The following is a 15868-nucleotide window of genomic DNA, read 5'->3' as shown; positions in this document are numbered from 1 at the left end:
TTCACTGTCGAGGCCGATGAGACTCTCGTTGCTGGTCTGGAAGACCTGCATCGCAACGTCATAGACGGGCGCATCAACGGTCGTCGTGGCGAAGCCTGCGTTGTCGAACGCGTAGAAGACGCGGTCGAGGTCGGTGTTGCTGATCAAGTCGGCCCGGAACGTGCCGTCGCCGAACTGGTTGAGCTCGATGTAGTTCTCGTTGCTGAACGGACCGTCAGCGAGGATGCCGGCGTGGAGGGCATCGATGCGGCCCCAGCCCCAGACGTCGTCATAGCCGCTCGCGCCCAGGTCGACAGCCGAGTCGCGGAAGAGGTCACGCGTCTCGGTCCAGGTGAGTGAACGAGCGCCGCCATTGGCTTCCTGGAGCAAGCCCGCAACGGCGGCGGCGTTGGGCGCTGCGGCGCTGGTGCCGAAGAAGTTGTTGCTGTTGCCGAAGAACGTGTTGCTCACACCGTCTGCCGCAACGAAGGCCGGGTTTTGACGGAACTGCGGCGTAATGGACACGCCGCTGTCGCTCCGCGTGACCGGGATGCCGCCGGTGCTGCTGAACGGCTCGATCGTGGTCGGGTTGAACCACGGCGACGCACCGACACCGAAGCCGAACCGTGCGTTGGAGTGCCCGTAGACCGCCGGGCCGCCCCAGTCGTTGTCGGCGGTGTTGCCGGGGTTGATGTCGAACGTTCCGAGGAAGAAGCGCGTGCCGTTCGGACTGTCGCCATCGCTGTAGCTGATCGCGAGGTAGTAGTTGCGCGTCTGCGTGGACGACGGATTAGTGTAGCTCAGGAACTCGTACGGGTCGGTCCGGCCGATGCCGAAGACGCCGTTGTTGTTGGTCGTGCTGCTGGCGACGATGTTGTCGTTGGAGTCGTAAAGGAAGAAATCGAAGTCCCGATCCGCAGAGCCCCACGCGTCATCCCACTGCAGGTAGCTTCGGATTTGCTGGCCCGGAGCGAGGTTGAAGTTGAGCTGCTCGTCGCTGCCACCGTTGAAGGCGTGGAAGTCGTCGCCGTCGCTGTCGGACCAGGTTCCGAAATACGTCTCTCCGTTGGCGTTGCCCGCCGACGAGAAGTAGAGAACGTCGTGGTTGAGGTAAACGTTGTCGACGGCCTGCGTGACGACGCCGTCTTGGAAGGCCGGGTCCTGCGCGTAGCCAATGTCATCGACGATGACGTCGGCACCCGCGACGCGAAGGTCGTCGATGCCCTGGGCAAAGCTGTTGAGACCCTCGAAGGCGGTGTGGTAGATGAAGTCGCTGGCCGGTGCGATGTCATACATCAGCTCGGCCATCGCTCGGCCTTCGTCGCTGGCATCGCTGGCCGTGTAGTCGTCGAGGACGACAATGCCCGTGGGCAGATCGCCCGTCGCCACGCTCGCCGCGACGCCTCCGCCGACGCGGTTGATGCTGTCGCTCATCACGCCGAAGTCGATGATGTTGCCGTCGAGTGCCGGACGAACTCGGCGAAGCTGTTCGGCACCGCTGAGCAGGTCCCACTCGCTGTCGACAGAGCCCGTCCTCGGATTGACGCTCGGGCCATCGGACTGCGATGCCCACGTGACAGGTTTGGCCTGCATGGTGATCGACCGGACCGAGTCGAGCCCGACGACACGCGACAGCGCTCCGATCGGCAGGTAGGCGTCGACTGTCGCGTAGCCGTCGGTCGCAGCAGTCTCGACAAGACGCAGCCCCGCGTCGACCAACTCAGCCGCGAGCGCCTCGACCCCGGCGATGTCGTCTGCAGAGACGCTGACCATCGGCATGCCGCTATCGAAGATGAAGGCATCTGAGACCCGCGTGTTGCCTAGCGACTCCTCCGCTCCGCTGAACGAGGCCGGTGCCCTCAGCTGACGCGAGTAGAGCGCAAGCAGATTGGTGTCGACACGCTCGAACGCCTGAAGCTCGTCAGCCGGCAGGTGATTGGCCAGCCAGAACAGGTCGGCCCGCGGGTCTGCCGCCGGCGCGTCTTCTGCGACGGCGGCGTTGTTGACCAGCGGAGCCTCATCACCGAAGCCTGGCGTTGCCGGCAACTGCAAGGCATCGAGGCCCGCCAGATCAGACAGCGAAGCGAGCAAACGACGTGGCTCGAGCGTTTCGATTGCAGCTCGGACAACGGGGTACGACAGTCGGTTGGTACGCATGGCTGTCACGCCGCCGGCGGAACATGTTTGGCATGGCCGGTGTGTGACGAGAGCCTGTCTCCCGCAGATCGCACAAACCCCGGCCGCCATCCTCCGCCTCAGCAGCAGGCGACAGTCTGCCAACTTCCTGTCACTCCGCAAGGCGCTTGAGCTCTGTCCTCCTTCCAATCCGTCGACAGGTCCGTGCTCGCCGGGCATGGTCAGCAGCAAGCGCTCAAACGCCACAACGCAAACCGTTTCCGCAAAAACTGGCTGTGAAACTGGAAACACCGTTCCGCATGATTCTGCATCGCATTACGATCTCAACGCAGCACGCTGGGGATTGTGTGGGGCTGAATCAATGAAGCAAGCGGCTCACAGACGCCCTCTGGAGCGGCTTCACCGCTCTCTTCGTGCCCAAACCCCAAAATGAAAAGCCTCGCCGTTGCAACGTTTGTCGTGTCGCTGACTCTGGCCCCAGCCGTCCAAGCAGTTGTCCTGTTTGACGGGGAGGTGCTCCCTCTCGGTCAGACCTTCGATCGACCCTTTGTCGACGGCTTTGACCTCGGCCCAAGCAACCAGGGAGTGGGATTCGATGCGATCCCGTTCGAAGTCTCTGCGAGCGGAACATACACGTTCACGACCGAGACCTTTCTGCTCGATGATGGGGTCTTCTGGGACGGGGCAATATTGATCTACGCTGACGTCTTTGATCCCGAAGCCCCGGATTCGAACCTGATCGCGTACGAGGGCGTCGGCGGCGGCACGTTCGACCCGACGAACGTGGCGGTTGCCCTCGATCCGGACCGTCCGTACGTCTTCGTTCAAGCCGGCGTAACGAGTTTCGACTTCGGTCCCTACAACGGGACGGTTGACGGCATCGGGCAGTTAAACTTCGGGCACATTCCGGAACCTGGCACGGGATTGATCTTGACCGGCGTTGCCTGCTTGGCTCTATGCCGTCGAGGAGGCTAGGTTGATCCGATGAGCCCGCAACGACGGACCAGTGCGATTTGTCACGGCTGCTCTCGGATCGGTGCGTTCACACTCATCGAGCTGCTTGTCGTGATCGGCATCGTCGCGTTACTGATTGGCCTGCTGCTTCCGACCTTGTCCCGCTCAGTTGACGCAGCGCGTGGCACGGTTGATGCCGCCAATCTCAGATCTATCGCGGCGGCAAGTCTCGGCTACGCCCACGAGCAAGATGCTTCGTTGCCATTTGGCCTGCTCGCGTACGACGGGAATGCGCAGGCGACCACCGACCTGCTCGCAGTCGAGCAAGTTGAAACGTGGGCCGACACACTCGCACGGTGGTCGGACGGTGGCGATGCGGAGGCTCCCATCCCCTGGCGTGCACCGGGTGTGCCGATCTCTGCAACACCGGCCTACGGAGCAAATCCGATCGCGATGCCAGCTCCGCTGCTGTTCGCCGTCAGAAATACGAATCACCGTGAGGCAGAGGCCGCTCCAGCTAAGCTCCCGCGGCTGTACCCGGACACCGCCCTTTTCTGGACCAGCGCTGCCTACTCCTCTGCTTCAAGTCCGGCTGGTCCGGGCGTTTCACCAGCAGGAGTGCCGGCGACAGTCGGTTTCTCGGGAGTTGACGACGGACTAGCCTTCGGTTTCTACACCAAACGCGACACTCCTTTTGCCCGGTACCGCGACCGGACCCGACCGGACCCGGTAGCCAACGACCCCCTGCTACGCGCTGACGCGTCTATCCGCGTCTTCGGCGACGAAGCTGATGCTCCGAACGACCGAGACTTCGGCGTTCCACTGTCATTTGTGACCGAGCCGGGCAACTGGATGCCGGCCCGTTTCCGATATGGCAACCGGTGCAACGTCGCCCGGACTGACGGTAGTGTTGCCGCTTTTCAACGCGGCAAGCCCGACTCCGAAGGGATCCATGATTCCGAATTCCGGCGTTGGATGCTCAAAATCAAGTTCCCACGCCGCTGACCTGAGTCCGCTGACGCGCTTGCGAAAAACTAGCACACGTGGTATCCAGATACTCATGAGCGACCTCACCGCGGGAGAACTCGGGTCCAGACCGTGCCGCGGTAGGATTCCCAAGCCGGGAACGATCACATCTCGCCAGCAGGAAGTTCTTTAACGTCTCCTCCTGGGCGACAGTGAGAAGGAGGTTACTGCTCACTTGGAACTCAGCTACCACACGGTTCACGGCCATGTGAAAGATCTGTACCGCGCTCACATGGTGAGCAGCCGTGGGGAGCTGATGGCGCTGTATATCCAAGAAGAAATCGAACCGACTACCCGGAGTGTCCCTCCAGCACAATCGCGCCGGGCTGTGGATCAGCTGGACGTGAAGGTCCTCGTTGCCGAACGGCTGGAGGGATCTGCGTTCTCACGGCTTCGGTCCGCAACGACCTTGCGTCGTGCTGGTGCAGCCGGCGGTGCTGCAGCGGTGCTGCTATTCGGTAGCCTGATGTTTCTTACTGGTGTAGGAACAGCAGCCGCTGAAGACCCCGAACGCGACATCCGTTGGGAACGAGGCAATCAACGTGGGGCAATCGACTTTGACGCGGAGGGATTCCCGATCCAGTTCGCACCTGACACCACTGTCATTCTCGAAAAACGTGACTGGACCCCCATCGAGCGTGTTTTTGCCGGGCGGACTTACCGCCTTCAAGGAGAGGGAGTGTTCGAGACTCGCGTCGGTGGGCGATTGAATCGCTTCCAACGTGTCGGCTTCGTCAACGCGAAGGTGGCTGACGTTGTGCTGGTTCGTACCACAGACGAGAAGACCACGGCTATTGCATTCAAAGACCTGGGCCCAACGGAAAGCCTGACTCAGGAGACGATGCAGGAGATCGACCTGCACCGCCTGGTTCCCCGTCCACCCGACGCGAAATGACGGGATCGAAATGGGCTAACACGACCCATTGTTCAACAAGTCGACCTGCTGAAGACTGAAGACGGTGGATCCGTCGCTGTAGGTCGAGAGTGACTGGAACTTGTATGCGGTGCACGTGTTCGTGACCGTGCCGCCTTCGTTCTTCGTGGGCAGGTCGGCACACCCGATGATCGGTACCGGAAAACCGACCTTCTGAATCGTCCAATTTCCCAGCGTCCCTGGGTTCCCATCCGTTTCCACGATCACTTCTTCGCCCGGGGCAAGCGTCGCCTTCCAGCGTCCCGGGGCGTCATAGTTGCAGACAACGAACAGACGCTCGTTGGCCGCGCATTGCCTTGGACCGTTAGCGCTGACTTGCTCAATGACCCGGACGAACGACTGGTCGTCGTACGAACAACTTCCTTTCGTGTGACATGCCATATCATAGACGCTACAGGCACCCACGCGATCGGCAACCCCCCATTTCGTGGGTTTCAGTAAGCAATAACGAAGACCGGCCCCTCGCGTGAGCAAGGGACCGGCCGGGGGGGGGTGGGGAATGTCAAAAACCCTGCAGCGCCGCAAGCTTGGCGACGCCCCGACGGCCGCCTCGCTCCAGCGTACTGCGGGTAGGACACTACCCCTAAATCGGGTGGGTCGCAAGACTCGCTTTAACGAAACTAGCTGATAACGCCGAGAGTGCTGGGCACGCGGTGACCTAGCCCTCTGACTGCGGGTCTCTGACCGCGGCCGTTCGACGTGGAGTCGATTGAGATCTCAGTCACCTCGACTGGCTGTCGCCACCTGAACCCACAGGCCGATCTGAAATCGATTCAGCCGGGATCGAGCGCCGTCGTTGCCGGAATCAGCTCGTCACGACCGGCTGAGGCGTGATTGTTTCGCGGAGGCGGTCTTCGAACGTGTCGTCGTCGATCGGGGTCGCGTCGAGCTCTTCGCCTTGCCGGACAAGACGAGCCGAGTTGAAGACGACCACGACGCTCGAGAGGGCGTGCAACGCGGCGGCGAGGATGGGGTTGATCAGCCCGGCGGCGGCAAGGGTGCCGAAGATGATGATGAAGCCCAGGCTGATGCCGATGCCCTGGATGATCACCCGGCCGCTGCTGCGGGCCAGGCGTTGCAGGAACGGGATCCGGTCGAGGCGGTTGTTCATCAGCGCGACGGACGCGCTGCTGATCGCGACGTCGCTGCCGGCAGCGCCCATGGCGACGGAAAGGTCGCCCGCGGCAAGGGCCGGGGCGTCGTTCACGCCGTCGCCGACGACCGCGACGACGTGGCCCTTCTGCTTGAGGCCCTCGACGACCTTGAGCTTGTCGGCCGGCAGGACTTCGGCCTGCACGTCGGTGCACTTGGTCTCGGTAGCGACGCGGCGGGCCACGCCCCAGCGGTCGCCGGTGACCATCACGACCTGGCGAACGCCCTGCTCCTTCAGCAGTTCAACCGCGGCAGCGGAGTCGTCGCGAACTTTGTCTTCCAGGCCAATCCAGCCGAGGAGTCGGCCCGCGCGGGCGACGTAGAGGACGCTGACGTGATCCGGCGGACGCTTGTCCTCGGGCAGGTCGAACGCGATGTTGGCGTCCTTCAAGAAGGCTTCGCGGCCGACGCGGATTTCTTCGCCCGCGACGGTGCCGACGACGCCCAGGCCGCCTTTTTCCTCGAAGTTGTCGACCGGCTCGGGCTTGACGCGAGCCTTCTCCGCGACGGCGACGACGGCCCGAGCGACCGGGTGCGTCGAGTTCTGCTCCAGCGAAACCGCGGCCGACAGCAGCTGCGCCGGCTCCACACCTTCGACCGGAGCGAGCCGCGAGACGGAGAGCCGGCCGGTGGTGAGCGTGCCAGTCTTGTCGAGCACGACGGCCGAGAGGTTGCGGGCTTCCTCCAGGACCGTCACGTTCTTGACGAGGATGCCCAGCCGTGCCGCGGCCGAGAGTGCGGCGACCATGGCGGTCGGCGTGGCGAGGATGATGCCGGCCGGTGTGGCGACGACGAGCAGTGCGATGAACCGTTCGATGTCGAGCGTGAAGAACCAGACGACGGCCGCGAGCATCAGCATCGTCGGCGTGTGGTAGCTGGCGTACAGGTCGGCCAATCTTTGGGCCTGGGTCTTGGAACCCTCAGCCTCAAGAACGAGTTCCTGGACGCGGCCGAGCGTGGTGTCGCTGCCGGCCTTGGTGATGCGGACGTCGATGAGGCCCGTCAGGTTGGTCGTGCCGCCGTACACGTCAGAGCCTTCATCGACGTCGACGGGCAGGCTTTCACCGGTGATGTTGGCCTGGTCGACGCTGGAGCCGCCTTTGACGATGACGCCGTCACCCGGCAGGTTGTCGCCGGGGCGGACGCGGACGACGTCGCCAGGCCGGAGGTCTTTGGCTTCGACGATGGTCTCGTTCTCGCCGTCGATCTTGAGGGCCTTGCTGGGCGTGAGGCGGAGCAGGCGCTCGATGGTCCGGCGGGCACCGAGCGCGGTTCGGCTCTCGATCAGCGTCGAGAGCGACATGAAGAAGGCGATCCAGCCGGCGGTCTGGTAGAGGTTATCAACGAACGCGGCAGCGATGGCCAGAGCTGCCAGGCTGTTGACCTGGACGCGACCATCTCGAAGGCCTTTAAAGGCGTCGGCCACGATCGGCAGGCCGAGCAACATTGCGGCGATCGCGGCGACGACGGCGGCGTGCCAACTGACAGCATCATCACCCACGCCAGGCAGGAACCACGAAGCCCCAGCCGCGACGAGCAGCAGCACTCCGCCCGCGAGCGTCAGAAAAAGGCGTGCGCCGATACCACCGGTCGGCTCATCGACCTCGACGGTCGGAGCGGGGCGTTCAGGAAGACTCGGTGCGGCAATCGCAGTCATGGATTACGAGGCGTTGCGGGTTTGGAACAGCGCGACGGCCAGCCCGAGCACGCCGATGACGAGGCAGAGCGTGTACAGCGAAACGAGCGCAATGAAGCGGAAGCCGACTTGGTCGATCGTGCCCTGCGAGATGGCGTCGCCCAGCCAGTGGAACTGGAAGTTGGGCGCAGCCGCGTAGCCGATCTTGGCCCACCCGGCGACGTCTCCCGCTTCTGCGGCTTCGGCGGCTCTTCGTCCGAAGGCGTAGTCGCTGGTAATGCCGAGGAAGAAGACGACGAGCATCACGACCAGCGTCGCAGACTGCCCGAGCCTGGTGCTGGCCGCCACGGCCACGGCCGCGAAGACCATCGTCGCCTGGAGAATCAAAAAGACCGCCAGCCATTGCCCACGGTCGAACAGCTCGCCGTTGGGCTCGGTCGCGAATTCGTGGTTGAACGGTGCTGCTGCTAGGACGCCGAGCGGCAGGAGGACTGACAACCACCGCGCCCAGGCACCGGTAAACGGCTTGCGGAAAAAATAGTTAGCCGAGATGGCGATCATCGTCGCCGCCAACACCGTGCCGAGGCCGAAGACGATGACGGGGCGATCCCACGGAACGCGGACCGTGCTGAATGCACCCTGACGCAGCGACATCAGGTGCAGCAGCGTCCAGATCCACCACGCGACGACCAGCGACGCCAGCACGCCGAGGTACTTCCCGATGACGAAGACCGGCCTGGCGAGCGGCTTGCTGACAACGGTGAGCGCCGTCTTGTTTTCAATTTCACGGCCGATAACGCCACTGGCAACGAACGCCGCCAAGACCAGCCCGCCGATCAGCAGCATCGACAATCCCATGTCGCTCGCGAGCGCGTCGTCGTTGCTGAACGTGTACGCCGCGAGAAACGGATTGATCACCAGCAGAAAGCCGATCAGGCCCAGCCACACGGCAAAGAACCGCTGGCGTACCGATTCCACCATGGCGTTGCGGGCGACTGCGTAGAGCTGAATCCACATGGTGGCGGGTGAAGCCTACGCCGACCCTTTGCGAAGACGTTTGGGGCGACGACACGCGAAGCACCGTCAATGACGGAGCGTCCATGACCTCTTCGCAGCGTCTACCGTGTCGGACGCACGGCGAACCACCGGCCAATCAACATGACGGAGCCGAAACCCAACGCAACATCGACAGCTTCGTCTCTTCCTTCCTCCTCTGGGGAATCCCCCGAGCCGCTCGCCGCCCAGAGCGCGGCGGTGAATGCCGCACTCGTCGGCTTGGGAGCGCAGGTCGTGCTCGTTGCGGCGAGTTTCCTCCTTTCCGCCCAGCAACTCGCACCAGATCTCAGCGTCATCGGCTTCGTCGTGCTGGGGCTGTTGGTCTGGGGCGCGACGCTCATCGCCGCGATTCTCCGGAAAGCACGAGCTGCTGAGGCCTTTGAGCTCGAAGCCGCCAGTCGTGACGGCGACGCGGCCAAGACCATCTTCGAGAGCGAGATCGACGCTCGCCCGGCTGGCAGACGCTTGGAGAAGTTCCTGCGACTCGGCGTGCCGGGCACCGGGTTGATCGTCGGCCTGAGTGCAGCCGTTCTGGGCTTCACGGGCCTGCGGTCGACACTGGCCAAGGACTTCACGGGCGTCACCCTGCCGGATGCGGCGTTGCTGGCCGGATTGGCGGGCGGTGCCGCATTCGCTGGATTTGTTGCTGGTTTCTACCTGCTTGGGACCAGCACCTCGAACAACCGGCCGCTCATCCGCGGCGCTGCGGTGTACCTGCTGGGCGGCGTCCTTCTGTTCGCACTCGTTGCCGCAACCGGGGCGGCCAAGGCATCACTGGACATTGATTGGCTGGTGGCACCGATCGCCTATGCGATCCCAGCCATCACGCTGCTCGTCGGCCTGGAGATCTTGCTCAATCTGATTCTCGAGCTGTATCGCCCCGTTGCAGCCGGCGAAACACTCGACGACCGCCGCCCTGCGTTCAACGCACGCGTCATCGAGTTCGTCGTCAGCCCGGGCGGCGTCGCACGGCAGCTCAACGAGGCGTTCCGCTACCAGTTCGGCTTCGAGGTCACACAGAGCTGGTTTGCCGGCGTGCTCAAGCGATCGGCAGCGGGCTTGCTACTGGTCGGCGTCGGTTTGCTCGTCCTGCTGAGCACCATCGTCGTCGTGCGACCGCAACAGGTGGCCGTAACGACGACGTTCGGACGCCTCGGTGCAGAACCGCTGGGGCCCGGCATCCACTTCAAGCCGCCGTGGCCCATCGGTCGCGCGTTTGTCGAGGACATTGCACGGACCAATCGGCTGACCGTCGGAACGCACACGGACGATTTCAATCATCCCTCCTTCCTTTGGGAAACGCAGCACACCGGCGACCGCGACCTGTTCCTCCTCGGTGCGACCAGCGAAGTCCAAACCAATCAGACCGAAGCGCAAGGCGCGACCAGAGCCCCGGTCGCTTCCCTCGCGGCAGCCGACGTGACGGTGCACTGGCGTATCGACGAGGAAAACCTGGAAGCTTACATCACCGGCTACGCGGATCCGATCTACCGGCTCGAAGTCATGGCCCGCCAAGCCCTTGCGAGGGAGCTGGCCCAGTACGACGTCGACGAAGCCATCGGCGCACGTCGAGTCGACATCGCCGCAGCCATTGAAGAGCGACTCCTGGCTGCTGTCGAAGCGGAGCCCTTGGGCATTGAGATTCTGTCCGTCGGCCTGAACAGCGTTCGGCCGCCTCAGTCGATTGCGGCCGCCTTTAACGAGACAGTGGCTTCTGAGCAGGACAAGCTTCGCTTGACCGAGGAGGGTCGTGTCCAGGCAGAGGCGATCCTTTCTCGAACCGCTGGAACTCCGGATGACGCGAGGCGCATCGCGACCATGCTCAACGAGTTACCGAGCTCCGGATCGGATCTCGGTGAGCGTGAAGCGCAGGTGTCCGTCGCCATCCGCGGAGCAGGCGGAACGGCCGCAGACGAGCTGGTCATCGCCCGCGGCGGTCGTTACGAGGTCGAAGCAAGTGCGCGAGGTCGCACGGCACGCGCGACGGCGTTGGCAGACGCCTTCTCTCAGGCGCGGGAGATGGTCTCACGCCGGTTGCGGCTACGCACGCTGGCGGAGGCATACGCAGAGCGTCCCAAGGAGTTTTTCCTGACGGACTCGTCCATTCACCTGATTTTTGAGGGCGAGCAGAATCTCGGCCTCGCCGGCCTTCGAGGCACGCCGAGCGGCGACGCCAACTAGCCGCACCTAGCAAGTCTTTAGGTCTCTACAGGCACTCCATTTCAGCGATGAAACGCTTCCTGAACATCCTTGTCGCCATTCTGCTCGCGGCCGTCCTTGCGGGATATGCGGTGGCGTACAGCGTGCGCTACAACGAGTCGGTCATCGTCACGACCCTCGGCAGCGCGGACGAAAACTCGGTCAAGAACGCTCCAGGAGGCGAGCCCGACGCCGGCCTGCACTTCAAGCTCCCCTGGCCGATCCAGCGCATCGCTGCTCGGTTCGACACGCGCGTGCAAGTGCTCGAGGCGGCCATCGAGCAGGTAACCACTGCAGACCAGCAGAGCATTATTCTCCGGATCACGCTCAACTGGCGCGTCGACGACCCGCTGGCCTTCTACAAGTCGCTTGGCAGCATGGATGCCGCGACCCGTCAGCTCCGAACGCGGGTCCGCGCCGCCAACGGCCTTGCCGGCGACTACCGCTTCGATGAGCTTGCCAACCTTGAAGGATCAGGTCAGACACTCGACGAGCTCGCTGGCCGAATCCATGAACTCGTTCAGACCGGCCTCGACGATCGCGGCTACGGACTGACGATCGAGTCCGTCGGAATCACCAAGCTGCAACTGCCCGCCGCGGTGACGCAGAGCGTCTTCGATCGGATGCGGGCCGAGCGCGAAGTGTTGGCTCGGCGAGCTCGCGATCGTGGCCAAACGCAGGGACAGTCTCTGATCACCCGCGCAAACGAGGACGCACGAACGATCCTCGCGTTTGCTCGACAGCAGGCGTCGACGATTCAAAGTCGTGGCGAACAGATGGAAGCGGAAACGCTTGCTCGGCTCGAAGGCGATGCGGCTGACCTGGCCCTTCTGCTCGATGAGCTTGACGCGGTCCGACGGTCCATCAACGGACGGGATCGGTGGTACATCAAGGTTGGGGACATGTATCCCTTCAACACGCTGATGGGTCAGCCGTCCAACTCAGCAAGCGGAGGCACCGAGTGACCAATGCCTTCGACGAAACACAGCCGCTTCCGCCACAACGGGGGCTTGGCGACGCGCTCAAGATCAGCTTCGTCGTCCTGCGAGCGCTGTTTGCCTTGTTACTGGTCGCGTTCTTCCTCACGGGCGTGTTCACCGTGAACCAGAACGAGATTGCCGTTCGCATGTCCTTCGGCAAGATCACGGGTGCCGGTGCCGGCGAGGCACTTACACCCGGCAGCGGGCCTTACTTTCGCTGGCCCAGTCCGGTGGGGGAAGTCGTACGCGTACCCACCACCGATCGCTTGCTTCGGATCGATCGCTCTTTCGTGTTCCAGGCTCGGAATCCGGGTGCACCGCTGGCAGAGCAGGAGCCCGTTCCTGGTCAGCAGGATGCAAACTTCGGACTGCTGCTGACGGGCGATCGCAACATCATCTACGCCCGGTACGACGTCCTCTATCGCGTCAGGCCCGACGACTCGGTTATCGCCTTTCTCACGCGAGCCGGACCGGAAGATCCCGCGGCGGTGGAACGAATGGAAGGTGAGGCTCGGCTCAATGCCCTTTTCGCCAACGCCGACGTGATCGTCCGGACCGCGGTTGAGGAAGCTGTCGTCGCCGACGCGTCGTCGCGAACGATCGATGCGATCCGCGCGAATCGTTCGGCTGAAGGTGTCACCCAGACCGACACGCAGGACGCAATCCGCGCAGCTGCCCAGCAGACGCTCGACGAGCTCGACGTCGGCATCGAACTCACGAGCGTCACACGACCCGAAGCCACCGTTCCACCGTCCGTCCGGGCGGCTTTCGACGCCCTCAACGCGGCCCTTCAGTTCTCGGCGACCAGCGTCAGCAACGGTGAAGCGTTCCGCCGAACGACCATGACCACAACCGCCGGCGACGCGGCCGAAGGCCTGCTGCTCGCCATCGAGGCTTATGACTTCGCCGACGCTGCGGAGAACGAGGAACTGCTCGCAGCAGCAGAGGAAGCGATCGAACGCATCCTTGGCGGAGAAGAAGTCGGGCTCGTTCTCACGACGCTCGCCGCTTCCGTTGAGGACGAACTGCTGAGCCAGAGGCTCGAAGCCGAATCGGTGGCGAACGCAAGCGCTGTCATCAGTGGAACAGCTTTCGAAGCCGTCCGTCGAGCACGGACCGAAGCGAGCACGCTGCGCAGGCAGGCAGAGTCGCTGGAGGAGCGGACGATGAAGCTGTTGCCAGCCTTCCGCGACGATCCGAATCGAGTCCGGGCCAGGCTCGTCCTGTCGACGCTCCGAGACATCCTGGGTCGCGACGAGGCGACCGTGGAATACCTGCCCGAGACCGAGCGCCTTGTCATTCAGGTGCCAGCCGACCCCGAGCGAGCGCGAGACGCGGAGCGGCGAAGGCTCGGAATCAGCGGGGAATGAGTCTCACTGACTAGCATCGTTGTCCATCAAGAAAGAGCATCGACTGTGTCCCTAGCCGAACCGAGCACGACGACGCTTCCTGCCGAAAACGGCCGGAGCACGGCAGGACAGAACGTGCTCGAGTTGCGCGGCGTTGGCAAAACGTTCCGCGATTTCTGGATGCGGCCACGCGTCAAAGCCGTTCAGGACGTCGACCTTTCAGCACGACGTGGCGAAGTGGTCGGCCTGCTCGGGCCCAACGGCAGCGGCAAGACCACGACGATCAAGATGATCCTCGGCCTGCTCCATCCGACCAACGGCCAGATCGCCGTGCTCGGCAAGCGGCCAGACGACGTCAGCCTCAAGAGCCGCATCGGCTACCTCCCCGAAGAGAGCAACCTCTATCGCTTCCTCAACGCCGAAGAGACCCTCGACTTCTACGGCCGGCTCTTCAAGATTCCGGGGCACGAGCGCAAGGGACGCGTCGAGAGCCTGCTTGACATGGTCGGCCTGACTGCCGCTCGATTTCGCCCGGTCGGCGAGTACTCCAAAGGCATGCAGCGACGTGTCGGCCTCGCTCAGGCGCTCATCAACGACCCGGACCTGCTCGTCCTCGACGAGCCGACCACCGGCATGGACCCGATCGCCACCCGGCAGATCAAAGACCTCATCAAAACCCTCCGCGACCGCGGCAAGACCATTCTCCTCTGCACGCACCTGCTCGGCGAGGTCGAAGACGTCTGCGACCGACTGATCATCATGTACGGCGGCCGCATTCGGGCCGAGGGGACGACGGACGATTTGCTCCGCGTTGCCGAACGTCAGGCGTTCGAGGTCGAAGGCCAGCCATTAGAAGGCGCGACGATCGAACGGATCAGTTCGATGCTGCGTGAAACCGGTCGCGAGGTCGCCGAGGTTCGCCATCCCAAACGCAAGCTCGAGGACGTCTTCATGGGCGTCATCGACGCAGCAACACGCGGCGGCGAGACCACCACCGGTGCGGCCGTGGGTGGCGAGGTCGCCGGCTTCCTGTCCGAGCCGACGGGCGAAGGCGAAGCCCTGCTCGATCAGTTGTCGGCCGAAAGCCCACCCGAGACGATCGAGCCAGAGCCCGTCGCACCCGCCGAACCGGTCGTCGAGCAGCCAGACGAGTCGGTGCTGCTCGACCTCGACGACAAGAAGCCCGACGAGCCCGCAACCGAAGCACCCGCCCCGCCGCCGGTCTCAGCCGACGTGGATGATGACGTGCTGTCTGGATTGACTGGCGACACTTCCAAGGAGGACCGCAAGTCGTGACCGCCTTCGACGCCACGATCGGTTCGACGAAGCAGCCGGCACGGTGGCGTCATGCGCTGCGCCGCGTTCTTGTGTGGCTCGTGCCTCTGGTCGTCTCGGCAGCCATCGTCGTCATCGGCGGCGGCATCGCACAGGGCGTCAAGGACGAAGTCGGCTTCGTCTCGCCGTTCAACTGGTTCGACGGCAGGGCTCTGGCGAGACTGACCGGTGCGCTGTCCGTCATCTTCGTCGGCACGTGGCTGAGCGCCGTCGGCTTGTCTGTTTTGCGGCGCGTTCTGGCGATCGAGGCACTGACCAAGACGCCGCTCGCCAGCGTCGTCACCATCGCACGGGCCGGGCTGGACGAGGTGCTGCGCAACAAGACCGTCGCGGTGTTGCTGGCGATCCTTTTCGTCGTCCTCGCCGGTCAGCCGTTCTTCGCACAGTCGACGATCGAACAGCCACTTCGGTACAAGATTCAGACGTTCCTGACGTTCAGCGGACTGCTGGGCTTCTTGCTTCTCGGAGCGATCACGATCTTCCTCTCCGCCTCGGCCGTCTCCGGAGATCTCGAAGGCCGGCGAGGTGGCGATGTCTTCGTCAAGCCCGTCCCGCGCTGGGCGTATCTGATTGGTCGATGGCTGGGCGTCGCACTGCCGAGCGCGCTCTTGGTCGGAATCTGGGCAATCCTGACCTACGGGATCGCCACGCTCTGGCTCAGTCCGCAGCCGGAGATGGACGACGTCGACCGCGACTATGTCAACAACCGCGTTCTGGTTTCTCGACAGGAAGCCAAGGCAGGCTCTGAGACATCTTTCCAGCAGGCAGCGCAGGAAAGGCTGGCTGAGGTTCGTCGCACCGACCCTGATCGCCTGACGCGTCGCGGCACCGCTGAGGTGCTCTCCGACCTGCTCAACGAGCAGCGCGTCAACTTTCTCAAGGTGGAGGCAGGCCCTGGCAACGGCAACACCTATCGCTTCGCCGGTCTGCTGCCCGCCCGCGAGGCGGCGATGGAGCTCGACGCCCAGCTTCGCGCCGATGCAGACGAGATCGCGCAACGGTTGAGCGAGGCCGGGATCACGCTAGACGACGGCCAGGCGATTCGGCCAGGCCAGATCGGGCTCGACACTGTCCTCGGCCTCGACGACATCATCGGAAGAGACCTCAGCGCGGGTCGACTTCAACTCCGATT

The 15868-nt window shown here is 63.7% G+C and carries 12 protein-coding genes; 8 read left to right on the top strand and 4 right to left on the bottom strand.

Going from position 1 to position 15868, the window contains the following annotated elements; translation table 11 throughout:
- A partial coding sequence (locus AAGI46_08720; protein ID MEM1012291.1) for a S8 family serine peptidase occupies positions 1 to 2136 on the bottom strand: 2136 nt, incomplete at its 3' end.
- A gap of 438 nt (positions 2137 to 2574) precedes the next feature.
- On the opposite strand from AAGI46_08720, the gene AAGI46_08715 reads away from it, so the two are divergent.
- From AAGI46_08715 to AAGI46_08705, 3 genes are all read left to right on the top strand, one after another.
- A complete protein-coding gene (locus tag AAGI46_08715) occupies positions 2575 to 3090 on the top strand; it encodes a hypothetical protein (GenBank protein MEM1012290.1) in 516 nt (171 codons plus the stop codon).
- A gap of 9 nt (positions 3091 to 3099) precedes the next feature.
- Positions 3100 to 4074, top strand: a complete 975-nt coding sequence (locus AAGI46_08710) for a type II secretion system protein (protein ID MEM1012289.1) — start codon at positions 3100 to 3102, stop codon at positions 4072 to 4074.
- A gap of 196 nt (positions 4075 to 4270) precedes the next feature.
- Positions 4271 to 4990: a hypothetical protein gene (locus AAGI46_08705; protein MEM1012288.1), complete on the top strand. Its 720-nt coding sequence runs from the start codon at positions 4271 to 4273 to the stop codon at positions 4988 to 4990.
- Positions 4991 to 5005: 15 nt separating this feature from the next.
- Here AAGI46_08705 and AAGI46_08700 read toward each other — a convergent pair whose 3' ends face one another.
- The 3 genes from AAGI46_08700 to AAGI46_08690 form a co-directional block, all read right to left on the bottom strand.
- Positions 5006 to 5410, bottom strand: coding sequence for a hypothetical protein (locus tag AAGI46_08700; protein MEM1012287.1), 405 nt, complete (start codon positions 5408 to 5410; stop codon positions 5006 to 5008).
- A 424-nt stretch (positions 5411 to 5834) separates the two neighbouring features.
- Positions 5835 to 7838, bottom strand: coding sequence for a cation-translocating P-type ATPase (locus tag AAGI46_08695; protein MEM1012286.1), 2004 nt, complete (start codon positions 7836 to 7838; stop codon positions 5835 to 5837).
- A gap of 3 nt (positions 7839 to 7841) precedes the next feature.
- Entirely contained in the window at positions 7842 to 8834 is a 993-nt protein-coding gene (locus AAGI46_08690; protein MEM1012285.1) for a hypothetical protein, read from the bottom strand.
- Positions 8835 to 8975: 141 nt separating this feature from the next.
- Between AAGI46_08690 and AAGI46_08685 the strand changes: the two genes are divergently transcribed.
- The 5 genes from AAGI46_08685 to AAGI46_08665 form a co-directional block, all read left to right on the top strand.
- Complete coding sequence (locus tag AAGI46_08685; GenBank protein MEM1012284.1) at positions 8976 to 11054, top strand: SPFH domain-containing protein; 2079 nt, start codon at positions 8976 to 8978, stop codon at positions 11052 to 11054.
- Between the two features lie 47 nt (positions 11055 to 11101).
- Positions 11102 to 12037 carry an SPFH domain-containing protein gene (locus AAGI46_08680; protein MEM1012283.1) on the top strand — a complete coding sequence of 312 codons (936 nt, stop codon included), beginning with the start codon at positions 11102 to 11104 and terminating at the stop codon, positions 12035 to 12037.
- Positions 12034 to 13422, top strand: a complete 1389-nt coding sequence (locus AAGI46_08675) for an SPFH domain-containing protein (protein ID MEM1012282.1) — start codon at positions 12034 to 12036, stop codon at positions 13420 to 13422. The genes AAGI46_08680 and AAGI46_08675 overlap by 4 nt, the downstream gene beginning before the upstream one ends.
- Positions 13423 to 13536: 114 nt before the next feature.
- Entirely contained in the window at positions 13537 to 14697 is a 1161-nt protein-coding gene (locus AAGI46_08670) for an ABC transporter ATP-binding protein (protein MEM1012281.1), read from the top strand.
- Positions 14694 to 15868: hypothetical protein (locus AAGI46_08665; GenBank protein ID MEM1012280.1), on the top strand; the 1175-nt coding region annotated here is incomplete at its 3' end. The genes AAGI46_08670 and AAGI46_08665, both read left to right, overlap by 4 nt.

The organism is Planctomycetota bacterium (genome assembly GCA_038746835.1).
Classification (GTDB): Bacteria; Planctomycetota; Phycisphaerae; order Tepidisphaerales; family Tepidisphaeraceae; genus JBCDKH01.
This window is presented reverse-complemented; position numbering and strand designations above follow the sequence as displayed.

Coding starts and splice junctions, on each gene's coding strand:
- AAGI46_08710 (MEM1012289.1), top strand. CDS start 3,100: ATGAGCCCGCAACGACGGACCAGTGCGATTTGTCACGGCTGCTCTCGG.
- AAGI46_08700 (MEM1012287.1), bottom strand. CDS start 5,410: ATGGCATGTCACACGAAAGGAAGTTGTTCGTACGACGACCAGTCGTTC.
- AAGI46_08695 (MEM1012286.1), bottom strand. CDS start 7,838: ATGACTGCGATTGCCGCACCGAGTCTTCCTGAACGCCCCGCTCCGACC.
- AAGI46_08690 (MEM1012285.1), bottom strand. CDS start 8,834: ATGTGGATTCAGCTCTACGCAGTCGCCCGCAACGCCATGGTGGAATCG.
- AAGI46_08685 (MEM1012284.1), top strand. CDS start 8,976: ATGACGGAGCCGAAACCCAACGCAACATCGACAGCTTCGTCTCTTCCT.
- AAGI46_08680 (MEM1012283.1), top strand. CDS start 11,102: ATGAAACGCTTCCTGAACATCCTTGTCGCCATTCTGCTCGCGGCCGTC.